At 72.1% G+C, this 24,312-nt stretch carries 20 protein-coding genes and 4 pseudogenes; 14 read left to right on the forward strand and 10 right to left on the reverse strand.

All coding sequences use genetic code 11. The annotated features are described in order from the left end of the window. From ACFUJR_RS06580 to ACFUJR_RS06590, 3 genes and pseudogenes are all read right to left on the reverse strand, one after another. On the reverse strand, positions 1 to 713 hold a 713-nt coding region (locus tag ACFUJR_RS06580; RefSeq protein ID WP_383450249.1), incomplete at its 3' end, for a hypothetical protein. Positions 714 to 1,210: 497 nt separating this feature from the next. Further along, on the reverse strand, positions 1,211 to 1,522 hold the full coding sequence (locus ACFUJR_RS06585) for an integrase core domain-containing protein (RefSeq protein ID WP_383180527.1): 312 nt from the start codon (positions 1,520 to 1,522) through the stop codon (positions 1,211 to 1,213). 9 nt (positions 1,523 to 1,531) lie between these two features. Further along, positions 1,532 to 2,296: pseudogene (locus ACFUJR_RS06590) on the reverse strand (transposase family protein). Positions 2,297 to 2,584: 288 nt separating this feature from the next. On the opposite strand from ACFUJR_RS06590, the pseudogene ACFUJR_RS06595 reads away from it, so the two are divergent. Both ACFUJR_RS06595 and ACFUJR_RS06600 read left to right on the forward strand, forming a co-directional pair. Continuing rightward, positions 2,585 to 3,521, forward strand: a pseudogene (locus ACFUJR_RS06595) (amidohydrolase family protein); the annotation flags it as partial. A 12-nt stretch (positions 3,522 to 3,533) separates the two neighbouring features. After that, on the forward strand, positions 3,534 to 4,550 hold the full coding sequence (locus ACFUJR_RS06600; RefSeq protein WP_383180520.1) for a TIGR03842 family LLM class F420-dependent oxidoreductase: 1,017 nt from the start codon (positions 3,534 to 3,536) through the stop codon (positions 4,548 to 4,550). Positions 4,551 to 4,792: 242 nt separating this feature from the next. On the opposite strand, the gene ACFUJR_RS06605 is transcribed toward ACFUJR_RS06600, so the two are convergent. Next, positions 4,793 to 5,086 carry a hypothetical protein gene (locus ACFUJR_RS06605; protein ID WP_383180517.1) on the reverse strand — a complete coding sequence of 98 codons (294 nt, stop codon included), beginning with the start codon at positions 5,084 to 5,086 and terminating at the stop codon, positions 4,793 to 4,795. Positions 5,087 to 5,248: 162 nt separating this feature from the next. Continuing rightward, the gene (locus ACFUJR_RS06610; RefSeq protein WP_383180514.1) at positions 5,249 to 5,632 is read right to left on the reverse strand and encodes a hypothetical protein; all 384 of its coding nucleotides are present in this window, start codon (positions 5,630 to 5,632) and stop codon (positions 5,249 to 5,251) included. 168 nt (positions 5,633 to 5,800) lie between these two features. On the opposite strand from ACFUJR_RS06610, the gene ACFUJR_RS06615 reads away from it, so the two are divergent. Next, the gene (locus tag ACFUJR_RS06615; protein ID WP_383180511.1) at positions 5,801 to 6,238 is read left to right on the forward strand and encodes a helix-turn-helix transcriptional regulator; all 438 of its coding nucleotides are present in this window, start codon (positions 5,801 to 5,803) and stop codon (positions 6,236 to 6,238) included. A gap of 306 nt (positions 6,239 to 6,544) precedes the next feature. On the opposite strand, the pseudogene ACFUJR_RS06620 reads toward ACFUJR_RS06615, so the two are convergent. Both ACFUJR_RS06620 and ACFUJR_RS06625 read right to left on the reverse strand, forming a co-directional pair. After that, positions 6,545 to 7,003, reverse strand: a pseudogene (locus ACFUJR_RS06620) (SRPBCC family protein); the annotation flags it as partial. 108 nt (positions 7,004 to 7,111) lie between these two features. After that, positions 7,112 to 8,215, reverse strand: a complete 1,104-nt coding sequence (locus ACFUJR_RS06625) for a glutamate--cysteine ligase (RefSeq protein WP_383177348.1) — start codon at positions 8,213 to 8,215, stop codon at positions 7,112 to 7,114. A gap of 190 nt (positions 8,216 to 8,405) precedes the next feature. On the opposite strand from ACFUJR_RS06625, the gene ACFUJR_RS06630 reads away from it, so the two are divergent. From ACFUJR_RS06630 to ACFUJR_RS06665, 8 genes and pseudogenes are all read left to right on the forward strand, one after another. Further along, positions 8,406 to 8,942, forward strand: coding sequence for an isochorismatase family cysteine hydrolase (locus tag ACFUJR_RS06630; RefSeq protein ID WP_383177351.1), 537 nt, complete (start codon positions 8,406 to 8,408; stop codon positions 8,940 to 8,942). Between the two features lie 70 nt (positions 8,943 to 9,012). Next, entirely contained in the window at positions 9,013 to 9,699 is a 687-nt protein-coding gene (locus ACFUJR_RS06635; RefSeq protein ID WP_383177354.1) for a HemK2/MTQ2 family protein methyltransferase, read from the forward strand. A 229-nt stretch (positions 9,700 to 9,928) separates the two neighbouring features. Next, positions 9,929 to 10,045, forward strand: a pseudogene (locus ACFUJR_RS06640) (CDGSH iron-sulfur domain-containing protein); the annotation flags it as partial. 144 nt (positions 10,046 to 10,189) lie between these two features. After that, a complete protein-coding gene (locus tag ACFUJR_RS06645; RefSeq protein WP_383177384.1) occupies positions 10,190 to 11,191 on the forward strand; it encodes an iron-containing redox enzyme family protein in 1,002 nt (333 codons plus the stop codon). Next, a complete protein-coding gene (locus ACFUJR_RS06650) occupies positions 11,188 to 11,367 on the forward strand; it encodes a hypothetical protein (RefSeq protein ID WP_383177357.1) in 180 nt (59 codons plus the stop codon). The genes ACFUJR_RS06645 and ACFUJR_RS06650 overlap by 4 nt, the downstream gene beginning before the upstream one ends. 92 nt (positions 11,368 to 11,459) lie before the next feature. Further along, a complete protein-coding gene (locus ACFUJR_RS06655; protein ID WP_383177360.1) occupies positions 11,460 to 12,296 on the forward strand; it encodes an inositol monophosphatase family protein in 837 nt (278 codons plus the stop codon). A 64-nt stretch (positions 12,297 to 12,360) separates the two neighbouring features. Then, entirely contained in the window at positions 12,361 to 13,782 is a 1,422-nt protein-coding gene (locus ACFUJR_RS06660; protein WP_383177363.1) for a phytoene desaturase family protein, read from the forward strand. A gap of 7 nt (positions 13,783 to 13,789) precedes the next feature. Beyond that, on the forward strand, positions 13,790 to 14,308 hold the full coding sequence (locus ACFUJR_RS06665) for an O-acetyl-ADP-ribose deacetylase (RefSeq protein ID WP_383177366.1): 519 nt from the start codon (positions 13,790 to 13,792) through the stop codon (positions 14,306 to 14,308). Positions 14,309 to 14,311: 3 nt separating this feature from the next. Here ACFUJR_RS06665 and ACFUJR_RS06670 read toward each other — a convergent pair whose 3' ends face one another. Further along, positions 14,312 to 14,773, reverse strand: coding sequence for an Lrp/AsnC family transcriptional regulator (locus tag ACFUJR_RS06670; protein WP_383177369.1), 462 nt, complete (start codon positions 14,771 to 14,773; stop codon positions 14,312 to 14,314). Between the two features lie 161 nt (positions 14,774 to 14,934). Here ACFUJR_RS06670 and ACFUJR_RS06675 point away from each other — a divergent pair, with 161 nt between their 5' ends. Both ACFUJR_RS06675 and ACFUJR_RS06680 read left to right on the forward strand, forming a co-directional pair. Beyond that, positions 14,935 to 15,909, forward strand: a complete 975-nt coding sequence (locus tag ACFUJR_RS06675; RefSeq protein ID WP_383177372.1) for a DMT family transporter — start codon at positions 14,935 to 14,937, stop codon at positions 15,907 to 15,909. Beyond that, a complete protein-coding gene (locus ACFUJR_RS06680) occupies positions 15,902 to 17,083 on the forward strand; it encodes an aromatic amino acid transaminase (RefSeq protein WP_383177375.1) in 1,182 nt (393 codons plus the stop codon). The genes ACFUJR_RS06675 and ACFUJR_RS06680 overlap by 8 nt, the downstream gene beginning before the upstream one ends. A 3-nt stretch (positions 17,084 to 17,086) precedes the next feature. Here ACFUJR_RS06680 and ACFUJR_RS06685 read toward each other — a convergent pair whose 3' ends face one another. Continuing rightward, positions 17,087 to 19,009, reverse strand: coding sequence for a glycoside hydrolase family 5 protein (locus ACFUJR_RS06685; protein ID WP_383177378.1), 1,923 nt, complete (start codon positions 19,007 to 19,009; stop codon positions 17,087 to 17,089). 179 nt (positions 19,010 to 19,188) lie between these two features. Here ACFUJR_RS06685 and ACFUJR_RS06690 point away from each other — a divergent pair, with 179 nt between their 5' ends. Next, positions 19,189 to 21,246: a SpoIIE family protein phosphatase gene (locus ACFUJR_RS06690; protein WP_383177381.1), complete on the forward strand. Its 2,058-nt coding sequence runs from the start codon at positions 19,189 to 19,191 to the stop codon at positions 21,244 to 21,246. Between the two features lie 175 nt (positions 21,247 to 21,421). Here ACFUJR_RS06690 and ACFUJR_RS06695 read toward each other — a convergent pair whose 3' ends face one another. Next, the gene (locus ACFUJR_RS06695) at positions 21,422 to 24,247 is read right to left on the reverse strand and encodes a SpoIIE family protein phosphatase (protein WP_383450252.1); all 2,826 of its coding nucleotides are present in this window, start codon (positions 24,245 to 24,247) and stop codon (positions 21,422 to 21,424) included. Between the last annotated feature and the right edge of the window lie 65 nt (positions 24,248 to 24,312).

Raw genomic sequence — 24,312 nt, forward strand, 5'->3', positions numbered from 1 at the left:
GCCGCCTTCGCCCCCAGCGCCTTGGTCACACCAGCCGTGAACACCTTGCCGACACCGAACCCGATCGCCCCACCGATCGCGCCCATCCCGACATTGATACCCACCTCGGCCAGATTCTCCAGACCGAATTCCCGACGCGTCCCCTTCGCGAACCCGACCACCTGCGCCGCCACGTTCAACCCGCCCATGATCACGGCGCCCATCAGAATCTCACTGATCAACTGCCGCACAATCATGGGGATCGCGGCCTTGATCGCCGCCCACACCCCCGCCGAGACAGCCGCCGACGCCCCGAACGTCACCACCAGCGACGCCGCCGCCATCGCCAACTGCACCACCAGCCACGCCACCATCCCCAAAATGGTGACCTTCGTCGTCTCCACCTGGATCGCGGTCTTCCGCAGATTGTCCGCGGTATCCTGCGCGTACTTCGCGATCTGCTGGAACGCCGGCAACTCCTGCTCCGGACCCACACCCTCCAAGAACCCGCGGACCGACTCCTCCATCGCCCGCGCGCCCTCACCCTCCATCGAACGCGCCGCCCCGTACGCCTCCTCCCCGAAACGCGCCTCCAACTCCCGCACAAACCCCGCCACGGCCTCCCACTCGAGCGACTCCGCCACCAACGCCGACTCACTCAACTGCGGCCACGCCTGACCACCCAACGCACCCAACGCACCCTCAGCCCACTCCGGAACCTCGATGTCACCCACGCTCAGCACCCCCACCGCGACACGAGGCTGCTGCTGCCGAGGAAAACGGAAGACATAGCGGGTTCCTCCATCGCCCACAGGGCGACCGATGCGATGAGAGCCTGCGAAGCGGAACGAGACGCCAGCCCGGCGAACGCGAACAGTGCCCGCCCGGCCCGGCGTCCCGCAGGGCAACAGGCCCGGCAAGGGCATGACCCCCCACAGCACGACCAGGGCCATCCGCGCGATGTCCGCAGCACCGCCGGCGGAGCCTGCGCTCGCACGCTCCAGGCCGCACGCATGCCGGCGTGCCACCACCGGAGATCTCGTTCAGAGGTTCGTCGTGGCGATGGGGTCCCGCGTCCTGCCAACGTCGCCGAGGACCTCCCGCAACCGGGCGGGCTGCCCGGATCCGGCATGTTTGCCTCCGTCGACTGAGATGGACACCGAGCACCAGCACGGGACAAACGAGGCGGAGGTTCAAAGGAGAGGCCTTGACCCCGAATCCTGGACACGGGTTATGCGACTGGCGTCAGCGTCGTTGATGGTGCTCGGGACGCTGTCTCGTAGGCGCTCGGGCTGCGGTGTCCGAGGCGGGAGTGACAGCGTCGGGTGTGGTGGCGGTGCAGCCGGCGGAACACGTCGAGGCGGGCCTCGCGCGCGTTGCCCCAGGCTTTTCTGCCCTGGAGTGTTTCGCGTTTGAAGGTTGCGCTGAAGGACTCTGCGAGCGCGTTGTCCGCGCTGGACCCGATCGCGCCCATGCTCTGGCTGACACCTGCTGACCTGCAGGCTTCGGCGAATGCCCGACTCGCGTATTGGACGGATTCAATGAGCCGTTTTCATCCTGGATAGTTGCAGGTCAGCAGGGTGTGGACGGCCTGAATGAGGGTGCTGATGCGGCGGGTGGAGCATCTGGCTCGTCGGAGGATTCGCCAGGACTTCAGCTGCGCGAAGGCCCGTTCTCCCGGAGTTCTCAGCCGGGCATGGTCGCAGTTGAACTGCTGGTAGTGCTCAGGTTGTTCGCGGTGGCGGTAGTACGGGGTGCGGACGGTGGCGCCGGCGCCCTGGTAGGCGCGGTCCGCGAGAATGAGGATCTGCCGGGTGAGGCAGGCCTGGACGATGCCGTGGGCGCGGGCGGCGGTCAGGTCGTGGGTGCGGCCGGGTGTCGCGCGGGAGAACCAGGGCGGTGTGCCGTCGGGGCGGGCGATGACCTGCACGTTCATGCCGTGTTTGCGGTGCTTCATCGAGTAGTACGACTCGTCGGCGGCGATGCGGTCGATGGGGATCAGGGTGCCGTCGACGATGACGAAGTCGCCCTCTCCCAGGCCGGTCAGGGCCTCGTGCAGGCCCGGCGCCCATGCCGCGAGAACGTCGAGGGTCTCGTCGACGTAACGCCAGGCAGTGGCTGTCGAGACGCCGAAGCCGGCTGCCAGGGCGGGCAGCGTCTCGTTCTTGCGCAGGTGCACCAGCGCGAGCAGGGCCTGCTGGAAGCATCCCAGCTTCCGCCACCGCTAACGGCGTTCACACCTTCGTGCGTAGATGAGCCAGGAAACGTGCTCAACCAGCTCATGCGGGACGTCGACCGTGGCACGATACGGGACCAAGCGAGGCTCCTCGGGTGATGCCTGGTGCGTAGAGAACACCACCGCAACGACCAGGAGCCTCGTCTCGTTGCGCACCCCTGCTGACCTGCCATTTCACCCCACAGAGGCAGGATGAAAACGGCTCACTGCGATGACGAGCTGCTGGTCCTGGACGAGGAGGTGAAACTCTGCGGGTCCGTCGAGGGTGTGCAGGGTGGCGTCGATGACGAGCTCCGAAATGAGAATGGTATTTCAATGGACCTCCCCTCGGGTGGGGAGGCGACGCCGAAGGGGCATTTCAGAGAATCCAAGCTGCTCATGGCGTACCCGGGGGTCTTCTACTCGGACGACGGCCAGATCCTGCGCGCCATGCAGCGGGCCGCCGACGACGGCGGGCTCATCATGATGCACGCCGAGAACGGCATCGCCGTCGACGTCCTGGTCGAACAGGCCCTGGCCCGCGGCGAGACCGACCCCCGCTACCACGGCGAGGTCCGCAAGGTCCTGCTCGAGGCCGAGGCCACCCACCGGGCGATCCAGCTCGCGCGGGTCGCCGGGGCGCCGCTGTACGTGGTCCACGTCTCGGCGGAGGAGGCGGTCGCGGAGCTGGCGGCGGCCCGGGACAAGGGACTGCCGGTCTTCGGCGAGACCTGCCCCCAGTACCTCTTCCTCTCCACCGACAACCTCGCCGAGCCGGACTTCGAGGGCGCCAAGTACGTCTGCTCGACTCCGCTCCGGCCGAAGGAGCACCAGGCGGCCCTGTGGCGCGGGCTGCGGACGAACGACCTCCAGGTCGTCTCCACCGACCACTGCCCCTTCTGCTTCGCCGGCCAGAAGGATCTGGGCCGGGGCGACTTCTCCAGGATCCCCAACGGCCTTCCGGGCGTGGAGAACCGCATGGACCTGCTCCACCAGGCCGTCGTCGACGGGCACATCGGCCGCCGCCGCTGGATCGAGATCGCCTGCGCCACGCCGGCCCGGATGTTCGGCCTGTACCCGCAGAAGGGCACGATCGCCCCGGGCGCGGACGCCGACGTCGTGATCTACGACCCGCACACCGTCCAGACGCTGTCGGCGGAGACCCACCACATGAACGTCGACTACTCGGCGTACGAGGGGAAGACGGTCACCGGCCAGGTCGAGACCGTCCTCTCGCGCGGCGAACTCGTCATCGACCAGAGGAAGTTCACCGGGCGTGCCGGACACGGCGTCTTCACCCCGCGATCCCTGCCAGTACCTGAACTAGGAGAACCACGACGTGGACTTCGGACTCGTCCTGCAGACCGACCCGCCCGCCTCCGAAGTCGTCGGCCTGATGCGCCGCGCGGAGCGCAACGGCTTCCGCTACGGCTGGACCTTCGACTCCGCCGTGCTCTGGCAGGAGCCCTTCGTCATCTACAGCCGCATCCTCGAACACACCACCAAGCTCCACGTCGGCCCGATGGTGACGAATCCGGGGACACGGACATGGGAGGTGACGGCCTCCACCTTCGCCACCCTCAACGACATGTACGGCAACCGGACCGTCTGCGGCATCGGCCGCGGCGACTCCGCCATGCGGGTCGCCGGGCGCAGGCCCAACACCCTGGCCAGGCTCGGCGAGGCCATCGACGCCATCCGCGACCTCGCCGAGGGCCGCGAGGCGGTCGTGGACGGCAACCCGATCCGCATCCCGTGGGTGGCGGGCGGCAAGCTGCCGGTCTGGATGGCCGCGTACGGCCCGAAGGCGCTGGCGCTCGCCGGACAGAAGGCGGACGGCTTCATCCTCCAGCTCGCCGACCCGTTCCTCACCGAGTGGATGGTCAAGGCGGTCCGCCAGGCGGCGGTGGACGCGGGCCGTGACCCCGACGCGCTCACGGTCTGCGTCGCCGCCCCCGCGTACGTCACCGCCGACGACTCACCCGAGGCGCTGGCCCACGCGCGCGACCAGTGCCGCTGGTTCGGCGGCATGGTCGGCAACCACGTCGCCGATCTGGTGGCCAAGTACGGCGAGCACTCCGACATGGTCCCGGACGCGCTCACCACGTACATCAAGGACCGGCACGGCTACGACTACAGCCACCACGGCCGCGCCGGAAACCCCTCCACGGACTTCGTCCCCGACGAGATCGTCGACCGCTTCTGCCTCCTCGGCCCGGCCGAAGCGCACGTCGAGAAGCTGAGGAGGCTCCGGGAGCTCGGTGTCGACCAGTTCGCCGTCTACAACATGCACGACGCCCGGGAGGTGACGATCGACGCGTACGGCTCCGACGTCATCCCGGCCCTCAACCCCTGACGTGGCCGAGAGCCTTACGTCCTTCGCGGTGCGGGAGACCAGCAGTCTCGTCGGCGCTGGGTCGTGTCGTCGAAGTCTCGTCTGCCCGCCGGGCCCGCCCTTCGGGCGGACGGCGCTACTTTGACGACACTCACCGGCGCCCCGGTGTGCGGAGCCGATGGCCTGCGTCGGCCATGACCTCGCCTCGCCGCGCCGCAGGGAGGGACGGTACGGCGTGGCGTCGTACCGCTCCTCCACGGGCGTCAGGCGGCGGCGCCCGAGGGGGCGGGGCCCGGGTCGGGTGTGGAGTGCCGGGCGGGGCCGACGACGGTCAGCGGGATGCCCAGGTGCTCGCACAACCGCCGCGCGCGCGTGAGCACGCTCAGCGAGGCCGCCGAGGGGTCGCGGGTGGGCAACTGCACGCGCACGTGCCGTGGGCGGTGGGAGTGGACGAGCGCCTCGGTCTCCAGAGAGGCCGCCGCCCGGCTGCTGACATCGAGATCGCGCAGAAACGTCACGTGCAGGACGCCGTCCTCGATGGCGTGGGTGATCAGCATTGACGGTCTCCTTCTGTGCCGACGTCCCTGCTGGACGGGACGTTCCATGCCCAACGGGGCGGCTCGGCGTAGGCCACCAACGAGTCATTGTCCGAGGAAACGAGGCTTCCCGCATGCTGCCGGGGAGACGCGAGGTCTGGACCGCCGCGTCGATGCCGCAGGTCAGGAGGTGCCGCGGAGACGCGTCTCGCGGTGCGGGACGCGGGGGAGATGCGTGATCCAGAGGGCCCCGGCTTCGAGCTGTGCCTGGTCGAGTCCGGTCTCCCGGCCGAGGTCCGCCATGCTGAGGCCGTGATCGTGCCGCCCCATGGCGCGGGTGATCTTCGCGAACCAGAGTTCCGCGTCGTGGTAGGGGCGTTCTCTCAGCTCCCCCTCGAGGAGCGCGAGGTGCTCGACGCTGCAGGCCAGCAGGGGGCGCTGACCGTCGCGGAGGGGATCGTCGGGGTCGACGTACGAGGAATCGGGTGCGCGGCCGTTGTACGGGCGCGGGCCGAGCGGGCATCCGCATACCGCGCAGGGGAACTGGCGGCGGGCATCGGAGGTCATCGTGCACCTCCAGCAGGATCGCGGGGCGGCGGATGCCGCCGGTGCCGGTCGGATTCCGTGGGGCGCTCCCATCCGTCATGGTGCCCCGCCCTCCGACATACGTCAAGAAATACGTGAAAAACAGGACGTATAGAGCATGACCTTCGGTGAGGTGGGCACACGGAGGTCATGGCAGCTGGTGCACGCCACCACCCGAGCTGGACGTTTCTCACCAACCACGCCCGGGTGCTCCTCGTGCTCTCCCGCGATCCCGGGATCCGGCTGAGAGACGTCGCCGCGGAGTGCGGGGTCACGGAGAGGACCGTGCAGGCGATCGTCGCCGACCTGGAGGCGGACGGGTACGTCACCCGCACCCGGGGAGCGGACGGCCGGCGGAACAGCTACGAGATCAACCCCAACGCCCAGTTCCGCCACCCTGCCGAGGCGGGACACGAGGTCGCCGGCCTCCTCGAACTGCTGGGCGCGCCCCCCGCTCCGGGCCGCCGCAGGGCGACCCGGTGCACGACCGTGTCGCGGCCGGGACGGGAAGGGGCGGACCCGGCCGGACGCGCGGCACCCTGCGGCGCGACCGCGAGGCGTGAGGGGCGGCACGTGACGGACGCGTGAGGCCTGAGGGGCGGCACGTGACAGAGGCGTGAGAGGGCGGCACGTGACAAGGGCGGCCGCCGGCCCCTCGGGGGTCGGCGGCCGCCTGCGGTTCGGCAGACAGGGCGATCGGGGCCCGCGAGGCCCGCGAGGTCAGCCGTGCCGCATGTCGTCCGGGTCCACCGGCATCCGGCCCGGGCCCGTGCCCGGCGTCGGAGGCTTGTCGGCGTAGTCCTGGCGCGGCGGTGCCCCCTCGTCGGTCATGCGTGCCTCGCCCATGGTCGTGGCACCGCCCGGACCGCCGCCGTGCCCCGTCATGGCGTCGCGTTCCGCCGGGGTGATCCGGCCGCGCCATCCGCCGGTCTCCCGGCCGCGCTCCTCGATGAACCCCTTGAACCGCTTCAGGTCGCCCTTCACCCGCCGGTCGAGCACGCCCAGCGCGTCGCCGGTCTTCTCCGCCATGCCCTCGGGCTGGAAGTCCATGGCCAGAATGACTCGGGTGTGGGCGGGGTCGATCTGCTCGAACGTGACGACACCCTTCTGCCGTACCTCGCCGCCCACCGTGCGCCAGGAAATCCGCTCGTCGGGCAGCTGGTCGACGATCTCGGTGTCGAACTCCCGCTGGACACCGGCCACCTTCGTCCTCCAGTGACAGTGCTGGTCGTCCAGCTGTCGTACCGTCTCCACACCCTCCATGAAGCTGGGGAACTCCTCGAACTGCGTCCACTGGTTGTAGACATGGCGCAGCGGGACATCGACTTCGATGGATTCCTTCACCATGCTCACGAGTCTCCTCCTTCACTGCTCCGGCCGGACATCTCCGGCCAAACGGTCGGCTGCCCTCCTTGCGTGCCTTCAATCCCCTCTCGTGCCAGGGAGCCCAGGGCGTCCGGTTCAGGGACCCGCGGTCATCGCCGCGAGCGCGTCGACGACGCCTTCGAGGCTGCCCCGCTGCCGGAGCACCGCCCGCTGGCGTGCGGCGCCGTTCCCGTTCGTACGGAGACGTCGCCAGAGGTCCTCGACGCGCGTCAGGTCTCCCGCCCGCTCCAGTCCTGGTGCCGCCCGCTCGACGAGGCGGTGCACCAGCCGTTCGGCCGGCTGCTCCTCGCCGCTCTCGGGGTCGAGACCGACTCCGCCGATTCCCTGTGCCGCCGCGAGGCGATGGGCCAGGAGGAGCCGGCTGTACGGGGCGTTCGGCGGCGGGGCGTGGGACTCCGCCTCGGGCAGCAGGGCGACGGCCAGACCTCGTACGAGCGCTGCCAGCAGCACCACGACATCGAGGTCGGCGTTGGCGTCCGCGATCCGGACCTCCAGGGTCGGTACGTGCTCGGACGGCCGGGCATGCCAGTAGACCATCCGGTCGTCGAGGATCACCCCGGCCCCGATCAGCGCGCCGACGATGTCGCGATAGCGCCGCTCGTCGAGGACCGGGGGCGGCCCGACCGTCGGCCAGCGGGCGTGCTCGACCGCGCGCCAGCTGTCGAAGCCGGTGTCCTCCCGCAGCGAGAAGGGAGAGTTGGCGGCGAGGGACTGCAGGACGGGCAGCCACGGTCGCATGTGGTTGGCCAGCCTCAGCGCATGATCCCGGCGCAGCGACCCCACGTGGACGTGGCAGCCGCAGACGAGGCCGGTGTAGGCGGGGTTCCGGGGCGGGGCGTAGCGGCGGGCCATCAGCCGGTACCGGCGGGTGTCGGTCACCGTCAGCGGCTCGGCGGGTGGCACCGCCGGAGTCCCGGCGGCGACCAGGAGGCAGCCCGCCGCCTCGGCCGCGGCGCCCACCACGCGGCGCAGCCGGGCGAGTTGTTCGCGAGTGTCCTCGCTGTGCGCCGCCGGGCGGGTGCAGATCTCCACCTGGGCGTCGTAGTACTCCGTCTGGACCTGCTCGCCGAGCGCGGGCCTCGCCGCGCGGAGCACGGCGGGAGCCCGGTTGACCGGGGCCCTGCTGCCGCGGTCCACCAGCATGAACTCCTCTTCGACGCCCAGCGTCAGGCTCTTCATCACACGGTCCCCAGCATCGCGACGACGTGGCGCGGAGGGGAGCCGTCCGCGCCAGGACGTCGTCTCCTATCGGGCGGCTGCCCTGAGAACGCCTCGACGATGCGCCCGCCCGACACTGCGCTGCGCCACTCGGCCCACCGCACGGCATCGCCGCGCCGTCGGCGGCCGGGGCTTCTGCGAGGTTGAGGGCATGAGAGAGTCCGCGCTGGTCGTCGTCGACATGCTCAACACGTACGAGCACGCCGACGCCGATCTTCTTGTGCCGTCCGTGACCGAGATCGTCCCGGTCGTCGTGGACCTGCTGCACCGCGCTCGCGAACGCGGCATCCCCGTGATCTACGCGAACGACAACTTCGGGCAGTGGCACTCGCACCACGGAGAGATCCTCGACACCGCCCTCTCGGGCCGACGCCCCGACCTCGTCGAACCGGTCAGGCCCGACGAGGACTCACTGTTCGTGGTCAAGGCCCGCCACTCGGTGTTCTACGAGACGCCTCTGGCCTACCTGCTCGGCACTCTCGGCCTCGACCACCTCGTCCTCTGTGGACAGGTGACCGAACAGTGCATCCTCTACTCGGCCCTGGACGCCCACATCCGGCACCTGTCGGTGACCGTGGCCGAGGACGCGGTCGCCCACATCCATGAGGACCTCGCCCGGGCGGCGCTGCGGATGATGGAGCGGAACATGTCCGCGAGGGTGCTGCGTGCGGCGGACATCGGTTACTGACATCAGGGATATGTTCCCCGGTTCGGGGAAGCCGCGGTGCTGATCCACCACTCTCGTCGGAGGTGCCCCGGTGTCCCTTACCGCCTCTTCTGCGAGGAGCGGGCCCGAGCGGCTCGTCACGCTGCCCGGTGTCTACCGCCCGCAGGCCGACACGCGGCTGCTCGCCGACGCCCTCCGCCACGAAACGCTGGGGCCGGAGCAGCATGTCGTGGAGATCGGCACCGGCACGGGCGCTCTCGCCCTGACCGCGGCCGCGACCGGTGCGCACGTCACGGCGATCGACGTGTCGCTGCAGGCCGTCATCGCGGCCCGCATCAACGCGCTACGACGTGGGCTGACGCTCCGCGTGCTGCACGGGGACTTCGCGGCCCGCACGAGAGGCCGCCGCTTCGACCTCGTACTGGCCAATCCGCCGTACGTCCCGTCCCCCCGTGTCCGGTTGCCGTCGCACGGCGCCGCCCGGGCGTGGGACGCGGGGCCGGACGGACGGCAGCTCATCGACCGGATCTGCGAAAGCGCCCCGGCCCTGCTGTCGCCGGGCGGAGTTCTCCTGATCGTCCACTCCGGGATGAACGGGGCGGCGACCACGGTGCAGCGGCTGCGGCGAGTGGGCCTGCAGGCGCGCGTGACGCGGCGCGCCGTCGTCCCCTGGGGTCCGGTGCTCCGGTCGCGGCGCGCCTGGTTGGAGAGCCGGGGACTGGTCGGAGGCGTCGAGGACAGGGAGGAACTGGTGATCATCCGTGCGCAACGTTCCTGACAGCCACCCCGAACCCGGCCCGCACGACCGTGCGCCCGAACCCGGCCGTGCGTCCGAAGCCGGCCCGCCCGAACCCGGCCCGCCCGACCGTCCGCCCGAGCCCGACCGTGCGTCCGAAGCCGGCCCGCCCGAACCCGGCCCGCCCGACCGTCCGCCCGAGCCCGACCGTGCGCCCGACGCCCCGACGGGCCCGTCTCCTCGACGGGTGGCCGTGGACCCGCAGGGGCCGGTGCTGGTGGAGGGGCCGGTGGAGACCGTGAGGGACGACGGCACCGTGGTCCGATCGGACCGGTTCATGGTGGCCGTGTGCACGTGCCGCCGCAGCAGGACCCAGCCGTGGTGCGACACCAGCCATCGACGTCGGCGGCGGCCGGCCTCCGGGCGGTCGAGTCCCGAGCCTTCGGCTCCCGAGAACTCGGACCCCGGCCCCCGCCCGGCCGCGTCCTCGGCGCCGGCACCCGCGGACACCGGGCGGCCGGGCGGCGGTCCCGTGCTCCCCCAGGCGCGGGGTGAGCTGTCCGCAGCCGTACGGGAGGCCTTGCGTACGGGCTCCCCGCCCGCGTACGAACCCAGGTCCCTCCTGACGGCCGACCCATGGGGCGAGGACCTCCAGCTCGCCCTCCATCTGCTGTACGAGCTCCACTACCGGGGCTTCGGCGGGGTGGACGACGCACGCGAATGGGATCCCGACCTGCTGCGGCTGAGGCAGGGCCTGGAGACCCGGTTCCTGCACGCCCTCCGTACCGGAGTGCCGGACGGTAACCGCTCGGTCGAGGACGTGTTCGCACCGCTGTTGGAAGAGCCGGCCGACCTGAGCGGCAGTGTCAGCCGCTACCTCGAAACCGACGGCCGGCTCCAGCACCTGCGGGAGTACGCGGCGCTGCGCTCGCTCTACCACCTCAAGGAGGCCGACCCGCACGCGTGGGTCATCCCGCGGCTGACCGGACGGGCCAAGGCCGGCATGGTGGCCATCGAGTACGACGAGTTCGGCGCGGGACGGGCCGCGGACATCCACGCGCGGCTCTTCGCCGATCTGATGGAGGACCTGGGCCTCGACCCGACCTACGGCCGGTACGTGGACCACGCGCCCGCACCGCTGCTGGCCACCGTCAACCTCATGTCCCTGTTGGGTCTGCACCGCGCCCTGCGCGGGGCGCTGGTCGGGCACTTCGGCTGCGTCGAGGTCACCTCCTCGCCCGGCTCGCGGCGTATGGCGCGGGCGATGCGCCGCTGCGGCGCCGGGCCGGCCGCCGAGCGGTTCTACAGCGAGCACGTCGAGGCCGACGCCGTCCACGAACAGGTCGTACGGCGCGAGGTCGTCGGCGGACTGCTCGCCGACGAGCCCGGCCTGGAGGCCGACGTCGTCTTCGGCTGTGCCGCGACGATCATGCTGGAGGACCGACTGGCGGCCTTTCTGAGGGAGTCGTGGGACCGGGGACACTCCGCCCTGCGGGTCCCCTTGGCGCAGGACCGTCGAAGTACGGGGAGTTGACTCGGCCGTCCTCGGCACCGTCGGGCGTCGACGTCCCCGCGGGCTTCACGCTCACCCGCGACCCGGACGTCCGTGAGGGCACCGTCACGTGCCGCCAGGTCGACGGCCGCCGGTTCTCCGCCCGGCACCTCGTACTCGCCGTGCACGGGCCGTCCCTCGCCCCGACGGCCCCGTAGGGGTTGATCCGGCCGAAAGCGTACTCCGAGGGGAAACGGAAGGTTAAGGGACGGTCTCCCGGAATGTCAGAGCGCCGTGCTTAGCTGGTCGCATGATCGATGACTTCCTTGACCACGTCCTCTCCGGCGGTGCGACCGAGGTGGAGGAGGCGGTCCGCAAGGCGGCCGCGGCCGAGATCATGCCGCGCTTCCGCCAGCTCGCCGCGCACGAGATCGTCGAGAAGAACGGTCCGCACGACCTGGTGACGATCGCCGACCGGGCTGCGGAGGAGCATCTGACGGCGTCCCTGACGCAGCTGTCGCCCGGTTCCGTGGTCGTCGGCGAGGAGGCCGTCCACGCCGACCCGGCGGTGTACGAGGCCCTTCAGGGCGACGCCCCGGTGTGGATCGTCGATCCCGTCGACGGCACCCGTCAGTTCGTGAGCGGGGAGCCCGGGTTCTGCACCCTCGTCGCGCTCGCGCGCCAGGGTGAGCTGCTTGCCTCGTGGACGTTCGCCCCGGCCCTCGACGAGATGGCGGTCGCGGTGCGCGGACGCGGCGCCACGCTCAACGGGCAGCCGATACGCTCCGGCTCGCCGGCGCCCGGCGCGGTCCTGGAGGTCGCCACCTCCCATCCCGACTACACGACCGAGGACCAGAAGCGCGCCCTGCTCGGTCTCGACACCGAGGGCGTGCGCGCGCGGCCCTGCGGCTCGGCCGGACTCGAGTATCTGGACGTGGCCAGGGGCCTCCTCGACGGCATTGCCTTCTCGTGGGAGTACTCCTGGGACCACGCGGCCGGGCTGCTCCTGGTGACCGAGGCGGGCGGCGCGCACACGACGCTCGCGGGCGAGCCGTTCCGTATCACCGGAGGCAACGCGCTGCCGTTCACCGCGGCACGCGACCAGGCCACCGCCGACCGGATCCGGACACTGCTGCGGGGGCGGTGAGGGCCGCGGGGGCCCAGGAAATATCCTGGGAGCCTTGGCCATCGGCTGACGAAGGAGTCCGAAGGTGCCATCGATGCTCGACGCCGTCGTCGTGGGGGCGGGTCCCAACGGACTGACCGCCGCTGTGGAGCTGGCCCGCCGGGGTCTCTCCGTCGCCGTGTTCGAGGCCAAGTCCACCGTGGGCGGCGGCGCCAGGACCGAGGAACTGACCCTCCCCGGCTTCCGCCACGACCCCTGCTCCGCCGTACATCCGCTCGGGATCGGCTCGCCCGTCTTCAAGACGATGCCGCTCGACCGGTACGGCCTCGAATGGCTGCACCCGCGCCTTCCCATGGCCCATCCCTGGGACGACGGCACGGCCGCCGTGCTCTCCCGGTCGGTCGCCGAGACCGCCGCGTCCCTCGGGCCGCGCGACGCCGGGACGTACCGCCGCCTCGTCGCCCCCTACCTCGGCAAGTGGGACACCCTGGCACGGGACTTCATGTCCCTGCCGCTCACCGCGCTGCCCCGGGACCCGGTCACGCTCGCCCGCTTCGGTATCGACGGACTGCGGCCGTCCACCTGGCTCATGCGCCGCTTCCAGGACGACAAGGCGCGTGCGCTCTTCGCCGGACTCGTCGGTCATGTCATCGCCCCGCTGGGCGGGTTCGCCACCTCGGCGGTCGGTCTCGTCTTCGCGCTGGCCGCGCACGAGGGCGGCTGGCCGATGCCCCGCGGCGGCTCCCAGGCGATCTCGGACGCCCTCACCGCGTATCTGAAGGCGCTCGGCGGCGCGGTCCACACGGACTACGAGGTCAAGCGGCTCGACGACCTGCCGCCGGCCCGCGCCTACGTCTTCGACACCTCGCCCACCGCCCTCGCCAGGATCGCCGGATTCGGCGGCACGTACGACCACTACCGGTACGGCGCGGCCGCCTTCAAGGTCGACTACGCGCTCGACGGCCCCGTGCCCTGGACGGCGAAGGCGGCGCGCGAGGCCGGCACCGTCCAGATCGGTGCCGGGATGCGGGAGATCGGCACCGCCCTGGACCAGGCCTCCTCCGGTACGGCCCCCGGCAGGCCCTTCCTCATCACCGCGCAGCCCAGCCTCGTCGACCCGAGCCGCGCGCCCGAGGGCAAGCACGCCTTCTGGGCCTACGGCCATGTGCCGAACGGCTGGGAGGGCGACCTCACCGAGGCGATCGAGCGTCAGATCGAGCGCTTCGCCCCGGGCTTCCGCGACCTGGTGCTCGCGCGCGCGACGGCCGGGCCGGCCGAACTGGCCTCCCGCAACGCCAACTACGTGGGCGGTGACATCGCCTGCGGCGCCGCCCGGGGCCTCCAGCTGCTGCTGCGCCCCAAGCTGTCCCTCTTCCCGTACGCGACCCCGCACCCCGCCGTGTTCCTCTGCTCCTCCGCCACCCCGCCGGGCCCGGGCGTACACGGCATGTCCGGCCACAACGCGGCCAAGGCGGTCTGGCGCAGACTGCGCGCGACAGGGGGATGATGACCGTATGCGTACGGAACCGACCCTCGTCCTCGTCCGTGGCGACATCACCGAACAGCAGGTCGACGCGATCGTGAACGCGGCGAACTCCTCGCTCCTCGGCGGAGGCGGCGTCGACGGCGCCATCCACCGCCGGGGCGGCCCCGCCGTCCTGGAGGAGTGCCGCAAGCTCCGCGCGGGCCACTACGGCCGCGGGCTCCCCACCGGCCAGGCGGTCGCCACGACGGCCGGCCGGCTCGACGCGCGCTGGGTGATCCACACCGTGGGCCCGGTCTGGTCCCGGGACGAGGACCGCTCCGAGCAGTTGGCCTCCTGCTATCGCGAGTCGCTCCGGGTGGCCGACGAGCTGGGCGCCCGTACCGTCGCGTTCCCCGCCATCTCCACCGGGATCTACGGCTGGCCCATGGACGACGGCGCCCGCATCGCCGTCGAGACGGTGCGGGCGGCCGCCACCTCGGTGGAGGAGGTGCGGTTCGTCCTCTTCGACGCGACGGCCTGTGCGGCCTTCGAGTCCGCCGTCGGCTGAGCCTCACCTCACCGGCGCGCCGGGGCGTGGATAGATCCTGGACTGCTTCACGCTGCCGAAGGCGAAGCTGGACTCGATCGAGGCGATGCCCGGGATGGCGTGGATCCGGTTGCGCACCAGCGCCTCGTACGCCTCCAGGCTCTCGATCACGACCCGGAGCAGGTAGTCGCTGCTGCCCGCCATCAGATAGCAGTCCTGGATGTGCTCGATCAGGCCGATGTGCCGCTCGAAGACGTTGACTGCCTCGGCGGTGTGGCGTTCCAGCCGGATCCGTACGAAGACGGTGATCGGCAGCCCGAAGGCGACCTGGTCCACCATGGCCGTGTAGCCGCGGATCAGCCCCGCCTCCTCCAGCCGGCGGACCCGGCGCAGGCACGGCGAGGGGGAGAGCCTGATCCGGTCGGCGAGATCCTGGTTGGACAGCCGGCCGTCCTGCTGCAACTCGTGGATGATCTGCAAGTCCACCGCGTCCAACGTCGCTCCCTCGTCGTTTCCCGCATCGGTCCGCCGCTTCTTGGCAGATTCTGCCCCCACGCTAGGGCTGCAGGGCATAACTGGCAATCGGCTGCCTCGCCGAAAGCTCTACCGTTGCCGGAAGTAGTGGTGGCGAGCGGGAGGACTCTTCGGTGGGCGGGATACGAACGGCGGGGGCACCGCCCGCAGAGCCGGCACGCCGTGCCGGCCCGACCGGGAGCGCGCTCTCGCCGCAGGCCGTGGGCCTCGTGGCCCTGCTGCTCACCGTGGCGATCTGGGCCGCGTTCGCGTTGAGCGCCCGGGCCCTGAGCACCTCCACGCTGCTGCCCGCCGACGCCGCGCTGCTGCGCTTCGGCGTGCCCCTCGTCGTCCTCGCACCCGCCCTGTGGCGGCGCAGGCGCCAGCTGGCCGCGGTCCGGCCCGGGCCCGCCCTCAAGATCGTCTGCGGTGCGGGCGTACCGTTCTTCCTCGCCGCCATGTACGGCGGATCGCTGACGTCGGCCGCGTTCGTCGGGGCGATCGTCCCCGGTATGGTCCCCCTCTTCGTCTCCGCCCTCATGGTCGCCGGCGGCAAGAGCGCCCCGCGCGGTACGCAGTCGGCCGGCCTCGCCCTGATCGTGGCGGGCGTCGCCGCCCTGGTCTGGCGCTACACGGCCGCCCTGGACGCGGACGTCCTGCTCGGCGCGGGAACGCTGCTCGTCGCCAGCGGACTGTGGGCGCTGTACACCGTGGGCCTGCGCGAGGTGGACCTCGACCCCGTCGGGTCGATCGGACTCCTCTGCCTGCCCTCCTTCGCGGTGATCGCTCTCCTGGTCCTGACCGGCGTCCTGCCCACCGGGATCGCCCACGCGGCCGGGTCCGACATCGCGCTGTTCCTCGTCGTCCAGGGCCTCGGCGTCGGCCTCTGCGCCGGACTGCTGTACGCGTTCGCCATCCGCCGCCTCGGCCCGGAGCGCAGCTCGGTCGTCGGCAGCCTCAGCCCGGTCGCCGTCGTCCTGCTCGCCGTACCCCTCCTCGACGAGTCGCCGACCCTGCCCGTCCTGATCGGCGTCCCCCTCATCACCCTCGGCGTCGCACTCGCCAACCGCCGCCCCCGTACCCGAACCGAGGTCTCCGCCGATGCTTGAGCTTCTCGCCGCCCCGCCCGTCGACCCGCTCTGGGACCTGTCGGCCGAGTACGCCGCCGACCCCCGCCCCGAGCGCCTCGACCTCGTCCTCGGCGTCTACCGCGACCACAACGGCGTCACCCCGGTCATGGCGGCGGTCAAGGAGGCCGAGATACGCCTCGCGGACCGCTCCGACTCCAAGGAGTACCGCGGACTCTCCGGCCACACCGCCTTCAACCGGGCCATGCTCTCCATGGTCCTCGGCACCGAGGCCAGAACCGCGCGCGCGACGGCCGTCCAGACCGTGGCGGGCACCGGAGCCCTGCGGCTCCTCGCCGACCTCGTGCGCCAGACCCGGCCCGGCACCACGGTGTGGATCAGCGACCCCGCGTACGTCAACCACCGCCCCATACTGGAGGGCGCAGGGCTCTCCGTCCGGACGTACGGCTGCGGCGACGGCATGCTCGACGACCTGCGCGCCGCCCGGCGGGGCGATGTCGTCCTGCTCCAGGGCTGCTGCCACAACCCCACGGGGATCGACCCCGACGCCGAGACGTGGGAGGCGCTGGCGGGCCTCGCCGCGGCACAGGGCTGGGTCCCCTTCGTCGACCTCGCCTACCACGGGCTCGGCGACGGCCTCGACGCCGACCTGTGGGCCACCCGCATGCTGGCCGACCGGCTGCCCGAGGTGCTGATCGCCGTCAGCTGCTCCAAGAACTTCGGCCTCTACAGCGACCGCACCGGATGCGCCATCGTCCTCGGCTCCTCGCCGCAGACGCTCCGGCACGTCGAGACGGCCCTGCAGAACGCCGCACGCGTCATGTACTCCATGCCGCCCGACCACGGTGCCGCCGTCGTCGCCACCGTCCTGGCGGACCCGGGGCTGCGGGCCGTCTGGCGCGACGAGCTCGACGTCATGCGGGGGCGGATCACGGCCAACCGGGCGGACCTCGTGGCGCACCTGGACGCCCTCGGGTGCCCGGACGCGGCGGCCTCGCTCCGGCGCCAGAAGGGCATGTTCTCCATGCTGCCGCTGACACCGGAGCAGATGGGCCGGATGCGCCGGCAGTCCGCCATCTACGGTACGAACGCCGGCCGCATCAACATCGCGGGCGTCTGCGCGCACCGGATCCCGTTCCTGGCGCAGGGCATCGCCGCCGTTCTGGAGACACCCCGCGCCGTTCCCGCGCTCTGAGCCCTACGCCTCCGGGGGCGCCGGGCGGCACAGCAGGGCGGCCGGGGAGGGCCGGGAGCCGAACCGGGTGGTGAAGGCGATGCCGGCCGCGTACTCGGTGGGCAGGCACTGGCCCTTGTAGTGGCCGCTCGCGTACTCCCCGCCCGGTGCTCCCGCCGGACGGTTGTCACCCCGGTCGAACCACACCGTCCGGCCGCCGCCCGCCGGGAGCGCCGTACGGGCCGGAGCGCACAGGGCGGCGGAGACCCGCTCGCCGCGCACGCTGTAACCGATCACGAACCCGTCCGCCGGGCACTGGAACTTCGTGTAGCCGGTGGCCCAGTCGCCGCCCGCAGGGACGTACGACTCGTCGCGGACGACCGTGTGGCCGCCGGCGGCGGCCCGCAGGCCCGAACTCGCGCACAGCCCGCGGCCCCCGGTGTGGCTGAGCCCGGCCAGCCGGGAGCCGTCCGGGCAGACGGCCTTGCGGGCGCCGCTGTCCCAGTCCCCGCCCGCCCGGACGCGCAGCGAGGCGTTGTGGTCGCGGTGGTCGGTCGTCAGCTGGTACCAGGACGGCGTGACGGGGACGGCTCCGGTGCGGCCGGGCACGTCCGTCAGTCCGGTCCACAGGGGGGTGCGCCAGTCGCCCGCGTCGAGGACCCCGGTCCGCCGGCCCTCGGAGTCGTACCGCAGCAGCGCCCAGCTGTCCCCTCCGCCGCCACCGCTCCAGCCGACCAGCGGCCAGTACGCGTAGTCCACGTCGGCGTCGGAGAACAGCTCGGTCAGGTTGCGGAACCAGTCGCGCGGACGGCTGTTCGTCTCGTCGGCGCCGATGCCGAACTCGCTGACCCAGACCGGGGCCGTGAAGTGCCGACCGGTCTCGGCGGAGACGTACAGCGCCTGGTCGTGGACGGTCCGGCGGAGCTGCTCGCGGGTGAGGTCCTGGTAGCGGAGGTCGCTGGTCTCGCCGATGCCCGTGGCGCCGCTGTGGTTCGGGCCGGTGTAGCCGTAGAAGTGGGCCGAGTAGACGAGCTTGCCCGACACCACCAGGGTGTGCGAGAGGGTACGGACCGGGGTGAGGGTGGGGCGGCCGTGCGGGAAGCCGTCCACCGGAATGCCCTGCCAGTTGATGCCCTCGACGACGATCAGCAGATCCGGGTTGGCCTCGGCGAGGATCCGGTCGCCGGCCTCCTGCGCGGCGGCGTGCCAGTCGTGGTTGTCGCCCAGGCCCCAGTTGGGGTCGTCCCAGATGTCGCGGCGGACCTCGTTGTAGAGGTCGGCGCCGACCACGCGCGGATCGGCGCGGTAGCGCTTCGCCATGAAGACCCAGTCGTCGGCCCACCGGGCCGTGGACTGCCCGCTGCTGTTCCAGCGTTCGTTGCCGTCCACTCCGCAGCACCAACGGGTCGTCACGGTGTGGTTGTTGAGGATGACCGCGAAGCCGTCGGCGGTGAGCGCGGCGACGACGGCGTCGAAGACCTGGAGGGGGGTCCTGCCGCGCAGGGCCGGATTGGCCGCGACGGCGCTGTCCGGCACGGGAGCCGTCGCCCTGAGCATCTCGTTGGAGAAGGGCAGTCGGATGCTGTTCAGACCCAGGGCGTGGAAGTCGGCGAGGAGGGTCGGCAGCGGGGCGCGGTCCAGGCCGACCGGGATGCCGTGGGCGTTCTGTCCGGCGTGGTGGTTGGTCGGGTCGGCGATGTCTCCCGAGCCGTTCCAGGAGCCCTGGGCGCCGTCCCAGTTCGCGGAGCGCAGCCGGAAGCGGTCGCCGTCGGCGTCGACGATGTGCCGTCCGCGCGTGGACAGCGGCGGCGTCCAGTCGGGGGCGGCGGTGGCGGCCCGTGCGTCCGGGGGCGGGGCGGGCCGCGCCATGGCGGAACCCGGCAGGGCGGGGATCAGCAGGGCGCCCGCCAGAAGGGCGCCTCGGACCGTACGTAACAAGCTCTGCATCGGGTACCTGCCATGCCGTGGGGAGTGGGCGGCGCCAAGTTACCGGCGGGTCGCCTAGGGCGGAACCCCCTGGGCCGACCGGGCGCACCACCGTCCGGAGCCGTAACGCAGGGCCCCGCGTCGAGGGCTCGGCTAGGGTGATCGGGTAGGAAGGCACCCCCCGGGGTTAGGTCGGATCGTTGGACACTACGCAGTCGGCGAGCGAGACGCCGGAGCGACCACCGGCGGCCATCGGTTACGCCGGTGTCCTGCGTGAACTCCTGCCGATCGCACTGTGGCGGGAGGACGCCGACGGGCGGGTCGTCGAGTGGTCCCTCGCCGCCCAGGACCTGCTCGGATACCGCCCCGACGACGTGCTCGGCCGGGTCGCGACGCCCATTCTGGTGCCGGACGCCAACCGGGAACTCGCCGGCCAGCTGACACGACGCGTCCAGTCCGGCGAGACCGTCGTCGGCACCCTTCCCGTGCGGCACCGCGACGGTCACGAAGTGACCATGGAGATGTGGATCGTCCCCGACGTCGACCCCCGGGGGCGGCCGGGCGCCATGCTCATCGCGGTCGAGACCTCCGAGGTCCTGCGGATGCGGGACTCCCTCGCCGCGCTCCAGAGCCTCTTCACCCAGTCCCCGATCGGCCTGGGCACCCTCGGCACCGACCTGCGCTTCATCCGCGTCAACGACGCCCTGGCGCGGATGAACGGCGTCTCGGCCGCCGAGCACCTCGGCAGGCGGCTCACCGAGGTCGTGCCCGGCGTCAACGCCGTCGCCCTCGAAGCCACCATGCGCGAGGTGCTGGAGAGCGGCCGGGCCTCCGTCGACGTACGCCGCACCGGCCGGACCCCGGCGGACCCCGACCACGACCGGACCTGGTCCTGTTCGTACGCCCCGCTCCTCGACGGTTCCGGCCGGCGGCTCGGACTGATCGCCTCCCTCATCGACATCACCGAGGGCCAGCGGGCCCTCGTCGAGGCCGAACAGGCCAAGCGCCGCTTCGCCCTCCTCGCCGAGGCGGGCACCCGGATCGGCACCACCCTCGACCTGCTCCAGACCGCGGAGGAGATCGTCCAGGTCATCGTGCCGCAGCTCGCCGACTCGGCCGACGTACAGCTGCTCGAATCCGTGCTCGAACCCGACGATGCGGCCGCCACCCAGGGCCTGCTGCGCCGCCTCGCGGCCGCCTTCCCCGACCCCACCGCCCCGACGGCGCTGCTCACCGCGGGACAGACCTTCCAGATCCCGCTCGGCACCGTGTACGAGCGGGTCATCAACGCCGCCCAGCCGCTGAACCTCTACCACTCCGACCTCCCCGCGCTCTTCCCCGACCCCCGCACCGAACCCCTGCGCGCCTACTTCGAGGCCACCACCGGATCGGCGCGCCTCGTGCCGCTGGTCGCCCGTGGCACGGTCCTCGGCGCCGTCACCGTCACCCGGCTCAACGAGCGCGAACCCTTCGACGAGCAGGACTTCGTCCTCATCGACGAACTCGTCGCGCGCGCGGCCCTGAACATCGACAACGCCCGCATGTACACCACCCAGAGGGAGGCCGCCCTCACCCTCCAGCGCAGTCTGACCAACGACGCCCTGCCCAAGGTCGACGGCCTGGAACTGGCCGGTCGCTACCTCCCGGCGAGCGACCACGACGTCGGCGGCGACTGGTTCGACGTCATCGCCCTGCCCGAGGGGCGGACGGCGCTCGTCATCGGCGACGTCATGGGCCACGGCATCCACGCGGCGGCCGTCATGGGCCAGCTCCGGACGGCGGTACGGACCCTCACCCGGCACGGAGTGCCGCCCGTCGAACTCCTCCGCTCGCTCGACGCGGTCGTCGCCGACGTGGGCGAGGACGAGATGGCGACCTGCGTCTACGCCGTCCACGACCCGGCGACCGGCCGCGTCGTCGTCGCCCGGGCCGGTCACCCGCCGCCGGCCGTCGCCACGGCCGACGGGGCGGTCACCTTCCTGGAGGGGCCGCCCGGCACCCCGCTCGGCACCGGCGGGCTGGAGTTCGGGACCGAGGAACTCGCGCTCCCGCCCGGAAGCCTGCTGGTGCTGTACACCGACGGCCTCATCGAGGCCCGGGACCGCGACCTCGACCAGGGCATGGACCAACTCGCCGGGGCACTGCTCCACCTCGAACGTCCGCTCAGCCGACTCTGCGACGACATCCTCGAACAGCTGCTGCCCTGTGCCCCGGGGGACGACGTCGCCGTGCTGCTCGCCCGCACCGCGCTGAGGTGACCTCCGGCCCCCCGGTCTCCGCCGCCCCGATCCCCGCCGCCCCGGTCTCCGCCGCCCTGGTCTCCGACACCCCCGGCCACCGGCGGCCCCCGATCCCCGCCGCCCCCGGCCACCCACGGCCCCCCGGCCACCGACGGCCCCCCGGCCACCGGCGCGGTGGCCGGGGGCCGTCGGCTCACCAGGCGAGGTCCTCCAGCGCGTCCAGATCCGGTGCCATGGCCGGCAGCTCCGAGTCCTCCGTCGTCAGGGGCAGTTCCGCCCAGATGACCTTGCCCCGCTGGGTGTAGCGCGTGCCCCAGCGCTCGGCGAACTGGGCCACCAGGAACAGGCCGCGGCCGCCCTCGTCGGTCGTCGCGGCATAGCGCAGGTGCGGAGCCGTACTGCTGCCGTCGGAGATCTCGCAGATCAGCCTGCGGTCCCGCAGCAGCCGGACCCGGATGGGCTCGGCGCCGTAGCGGATCGCGTTGGTGATCAGCTCGCTCAGGATGAGCTCCGCCGTGAACGCGATGCCGTCCAGACCCCACGAGGTCAACTGCGCCGCGCCCGCGTTGCGGATCCGGGAGACGTCCGCCGGATCGGGCGGAACGTCCCACTCCGCGATCCGCGCGACCTCCAGCCGCCGGGTGTCGGCGACCAGCAGCGCGATGTCGTCGTCCTGCGCGGGTCCCAGCAGGGCCTCCAGCGCGTCCGTACAGGCCTGCTCCGGGCTGCGGCCCGTCGTGGCCAGCGCGTCGGACAGCAGCCCGAGACCTGTGTCGAAGTCCCGGTCGCGGTCCACGAGCAGGCCGTCCGTGAACAGGACCAGCCGGCTCCCCTCGGGCAGGTACAGCTCCGTGGCCTCGAACGGCATCCCTCCCACGCCCAGCGGCAGCCCGGCCGGCAGCTCGGGGAACTCCACCCGCCCGTCCTGGTGGACGAGCGCGGGCCCCGGATGCCCGGCCCGGGCCATGAGGCACCGGCCGTCGGCGGGGTCGTAGATCACGTACAGGCAGGTGGCGCCGGTGATCCGCTCGCTCCCCTCGTCGCCCTCCGCCGAGCCGTCCGTGGCCGAGGAGTCCTCCGCCGTGCGGCCGGGGCCCGTACGGTCCGTTTCCTCGGCGCCGGCCCCGGAACCGCCCCGGGACTCGCCCTCCGATCCGCGCTCGATCCGGTCGATGCGGTCGATCAGCTCGTCGAGGTGGCCCAGCAGCTCGTCCGGAGGCAGATCCAGGGTGGAGAAGTTGTGCACCGCCGTACGCAACCGCCCCATCGTCGCCGCAGCGTGCAGCCCGTGCCCGACGACGTCGCCCACGACCAGCGCCACCCGCGCACCCGGCAGGGGAATCACGTCGAACCAGTCGCCGCCCACCCCGGCCTTGGCGGGCAGATACCGGTACGCGACGTCCACCGCCGACAGGTCCGGCAGGATCCGCGGCAGCAGGCTGCGCTGGAGCGTCACCGCCATCGCGTGCTCACGGGTGAACCGGCGGGCGTTGTCGATGGAGACCGCGGCGCGCGCGGTCAGCTCCTCGGCGAAGGTCAGATCCTCCTCCCCGAACGGCTCCTGCGTCCCGGCCCGCCAGAAGTTCGCCATCCCGAGCACCACACCTCGGGCCAGCACCGGCACGGCGACGAGCGAATGCAGCCCGTACGCGAGTGCCTCGGCCGCGCCAGCGGGGTCCTGGGCCCGCCAGCCGTCGGCCTTGTCCAGCTCCTCCACCAGGACCGCGTGACCGCTGTCCAGCGCCATCGCCATCGGTGTGGTCGGCACGACACACCGGATCAGGTCGCCGACAGGCTGGAACGGATGCTCGGCGCGGAAGCCCGTGATCGCCGTCCTGCGCATCTCGGTGAACGCGCCCGAGGGCTCCTCGCCCCGGAGCACCGGCTCGAGCAGCTCCACCGTGACGAAGTCCGCGAACCGCGGAACGGCGACCTCCGACAGCTCCTCCGCCGTCCGCACCACGTCCAGGGTGGTGCCGATCCGCACCCCCGCCTCGTACAGCAGCTGCAGCCGTTCCCTGGCCACCTCGGCCCGCCCCGAGACCGTGGCGAGCTCGGTCGAGTCGCGCAGCGTCATCACGGTGCCGGTGGGCCGTCCGCGATACGGGGCCGTGGGTCGTACGTTGACGGCGAGCAGCCGGTCGCCCGCCAGATGCACCTCGTCGTTGACGACCCGTCCGGAGGAGAGCAGGGCGGCGGTACGGGGATCGAGGCCCAGTTCGTTCACGTGCCGCTGCTCGGCGTCGGGGGGCAGGTCGAGGAGCCGACGGGCCTCGTCGTTGGCGAGCAGCAGCCGCAGGTCTGCGTCGATGATGAGCACCCCCTCGCGTACCGCGTGCAGCACGGCCTCGTGGTGCTCGTTGATGCGGGTCATCTCGACCGGGCCCAGGCCGTGTGTCTGCCGCCGCAGTCGCCGGCTCACCAGCGCCGCGCCGCCCACCGCGAGCACCAGGGCGCCCGCGGCCGTGCCGAGCAGCAGCGGCAGCTGGTCCTCGACCACGTTGCCGACGTTCTCGACCTCGATACCGGTGCTGACCAGGCCGACGATGTCGCCGTCCTCCGTGCGGACCGGAACGATGGCCCGGACGGCGTCCGAGGGCTCCCCGTGGAAGACCTCCGTGAACGACTCGCCCTCCCGGGCGCGCGCGAAGTCGCCGGTGGAGCGCTGTCCGATCAGTTCGGGCCGGGAGTCCGTGTAGCGGATCCCGTCGGGGGTCATCACGGCGAGGAAGTCGAGTCCCGCGGCCTGCCGGGCGCTCTCGGCGCGCGTCTGGAGCAGGGCGGTCGGATCGGGGGCGCGCAGTGACTCCACCAGACCCGGAGCGTGCGCGAAGGCCTCCGCGGCGGCGAGGGAGCTGTTCCGGGCGTCACGCTCCGTGTCGTAGCGGGCCTGGAAGATCAGGGCCAGCGCACCCACGGTCACGAGAAGCACCACGATGACCGCCTGGAGGGCGAACACCTGCCCGGCGACGCTGCGCAGCCCCAGCCCCTTGGGCCGGTGGCCAAGCCGTCCGCTCATGGGGTGCTTCTCGGTGATTCGGCTGTCGTCGGAGCTGGCCTCAGGGATTCTGCACTCACCCGTCC

The sequence above is a fragment of the Streptomyces sp. NPDC057271 genome (assembly GCF_042668715.1).
Lineage (GTDB): Bacteria > Actinomycetota > Actinomycetes > Streptomycetales > Streptomycetaceae > Streptomyces.

Excerpts from the sequence above, each read along its gene's own strand:
- ACFUJR_RS06605 (WP_383180517.1), bottom strand. The coding sequence starts at position 5,086 with ATGCTGATCACCCACGCCATCGAGGACGGCGTCCTGCACGTGACGTTT.
- ACFUJR_RS06610 (WP_383180514.1), bottom strand. The coding sequence starts at position 5,632 with ATGACCTCCGATGCCCGCCGCCAGTTCCCCTGCGCGGTATGCGGATGC.
- ACFUJR_RS06615 (WP_383180511.1), top strand. The coding sequence starts at position 5,801 with ATGGCAGCTGGTGCACGCCACCACCCGAGCTGGACGTTTCTCACCAAC.
- ACFUJR_RS06625 (WP_383177348.1), bottom strand. The coding sequence starts at position 8,215 with ATGAAGAGCCTGACGCTGGGCGTCGAAGAGGAGTTCATGCTGGTGGAC.
- ACFUJR_RS06630 (WP_383177351.1), top strand. The coding sequence starts at position 8,406 with ATGAGAGAGTCCGCGCTGGTCGTCGTCGACATGCTCAACACGTACGAG.
- ACFUJR_RS06655 (WP_383177360.1), top strand. The coding sequence starts at position 11,460 with ATGATCGATGACTTCCTTGACCACGTCCTCTCCGGCGGTGCGACCGAG.
- ACFUJR_RS06665 (WP_383177366.1), top strand. The coding sequence starts at position 13,790 with ATGCGTACGGAACCGACCCTCGTCCTCGTCCGTGGCGACATCACCGAA.
- ACFUJR_RS06680 (WP_383177375.1), top strand. The coding sequence starts at position 15,902 with ATGCTTGAGCTTCTCGCCGCCCCGCCCGTCGACCCGCTCTGGGACCTG.
- ACFUJR_RS06685 (WP_383177378.1), bottom strand. The coding sequence starts at position 19,009 with ATGCAGAGCTTGTTACGTACGGTCCGAGGCGCCCTTCTGGCGGGCGCC.
- ACFUJR_RS06695 (WP_383450252.1), bottom strand. The coding sequence starts at position 24,247 with ATGAGCGGACGGCTTGGCCACCGGCCCAAGGGGCTGGGGCTGCGCAGC.